The sequence below is a fragment of the Phycisphaerae bacterium genome, assembly GCA_012729815.1.
In the GTDB taxonomy this organism is placed as follows: Bacteria; Planctomycetota; Phycisphaerae; order JAAYCJ01; family JAAYCJ01; genus JAAYCJ01.
The window spans coordinates 1-2,102 of the sequence record JAAYCJ010000352.1; the positions used below are offsets into that span (position 1 = coordinate 1).

Annotated in this window: 3 protein-coding genes; all 3 read left to right on the top strand. The window is 63.7% G+C overall.

Going from position 1 to position 2,102, the window contains the following annotated elements:
* Positions 1-12: 12 nt before the first annotated feature.
* Complete coding sequence (locus tag GXY33_22500; protein ID NLX07922.1) at positions 13-303, top strand: YbjQ family protein; 291 nt, start codon at positions 13-15, stop codon at positions 301-303.
* A 31-nt stretch (positions 304-334) separates the two neighbouring features.
* Positions 335-1,801, top strand: coding sequence for an alpha/beta fold hydrolase (locus GXY33_22505; protein ID NLX07923.1), 1,467 nt, complete (start codon positions 335-337; stop codon positions 1,799-1,801).
* 49 nt (positions 1,802-1,850) lie between these two features.
* A partial coding sequence (locus GXY33_22510) for an NfeD family protein (protein ID NLX07924.1) occupies positions 1,851-2,102 on the top strand: 252 nt, incomplete at its 3' end.

A 2,102-nucleotide genomic window follows, 5' to 3' on the forward strand; every position in this document is an offset into this window, starting at 1 on the left:
ACGACGGATACGATAGAGGGAAAGACGATCACCAAACACCTCGGTCTGGTGCGCGGCAACACGATTCGCGCCCGCCACCTCGGCAAGGACATCCTGGCGGGCCTGCGCAATCTCGTCGGCGGGGAGATCGCCGAGTACACCAAATTGTTGGGCGAATCGCGCGAGCAGGCGATCGACCGGATGATCGAGGACGCCCAGAAGCTCGGGGCCAACGCCATCGTGGGCGTGCGGTTCTCGACGTCGGAGGTGATGACGCACGCCGCGGAGATCCTCGCCTACGGCACCGCGGTCGTCGTCGAATAGGAGTCCGTACACACAATCGCGGAGGAATACGATGAAGGTCGTGCGAACGATTATCTTGGTCGTAACTGCGTTCTGCTTGATTGTGCCGGCGCTCCGGACCGAGGCCGGATCGGGCGATGCGAAAAGCCCCTCGCTCGAAGGCACTTGGCTGGGCACTCTGAAGGTGACGCCCACCGCTTCGCTGCGGCTCGTCTTCAACATCCAGGCCAAGCCCGACGGCTCATTCTCCGGCACGCTCGACAGTCTTGACCAGGGCGCGACGGGCCTGCCGATCAGTCGGATTGGAGTTGAAAAGGACAAGGTCACCGTTGAGGCAAGCACGATCGGTTCCCGTTACGAAGGCACGATGAACGCGGAAGGTTCGGAAATCAGCGGCAAGTGGACCCAGGGGCCCGCCTCGCGGGATTTGCTGTTGGAGCGGGTGAAGGAAGCCCCCAAGCCCAAGGAGTTCAAGCGGCCCCAGGACCCCAAACGACCCTATCCATATCGGGACGAGGAAGTGACCTATCGGAATGCGAAAGACGGTGTCACCCTGGCCGGGACGCTGACGATGCCGAGCACTGGCGGACCCTTCCCGACGGTGTTGCTGATTACCGGATCCGGTGCCCAGGATCGCGATGAGACGGTCTGGGGGCACAGGCCGTTCCTGGTCCTGGCGGACTACCTGACCCGACGAGGAATCGCGGTGCTCCGCGTGGATGACCGCGGCGTGGGCGGTTCCAAGGGCGACACCGCCCAGGCCACCAGTGAGGACTTCGCACGAGATGTCCTGGCGGGGGTCGAGTACCTCAAGACCCGCAAGGAAATCGATCCCAGGCGGATCGGCCTGATCGGTCACAGCGAAGGCGGCACTATCGCCCCCATGGTCACGGTCCAGTCGCCCGATGTGGCGTTCATTGTCCTGATGGCCGGCACCGGAGTCACCGGCGAGCGGGTCCGCGAAGGACAGATCGTCGCCGGGCTCAAGATCGCCGGTGACGACCAGGCCCGGATCGAGGCCGCCCTCCAGAGCCAAAGACGGATCGTTGAGATCGTCAAGCAGGAGGCCGACCCGGAGCTTCGAAAGCAGAAGGTTCGCAAGGCGATCGAGGACGATGTGGCGAAGCTGGACGAAGCGAAGAGACAGGCGATCAGCTCGTCTGCCTATGTAGATACGCAGGTCGCAACGGCGTCGTCCCAGGGGTTCCGCTTCTTCATTCTGTACGACCCGGCGACCGCGCTGCGAAAGGTCAAATGCCCGGTCCTGGCCATCAATGGCGAGCTAGACACGCAGGTTGTGGCGAAGGAGAATCTCCCGGCCATCGAGCGGGCCCTGCGCGAGGCCGGCAATACGCGGTCCACCGTCAAAGAGTTGCCCGGATTGAATCATCTGTTCCAGACGGCCAAGACCGGGGCCGCTGACGAGTACGCCCAGATCGAGGAGACCATGTCGCCGCTAGCTCTGGAGACCATCGGCGGCTGGCTTGCCGCCCAAGGCGCGGCGGCGGTCGTGGAATAGAGGACATGCCCGTGACATTGGCACATGGGCGTTCTGGAAAGGACGTGATATGGACTGGTTCAAAGACTTCCTGAGGCCGGAGCTGATCTGGTTCGTGGTGGGTCTCGTGCTGCTGGTGGCGGAATTCATCCTCCCCGGTCTGATCGTCGCGTTCTTCGCGGTCGGCGCCTGGATCGTCGCGGGGGTGTGCCTGGCGACGCCGATCTCGCTGAACGCCCAACTGGGTCTGTTCATCGTCTCCTCCGTCGTACTGCTCGCGGGGGCGCGGCGCTGGGTCAAGGGCATGTTCGGCGGGTTCACC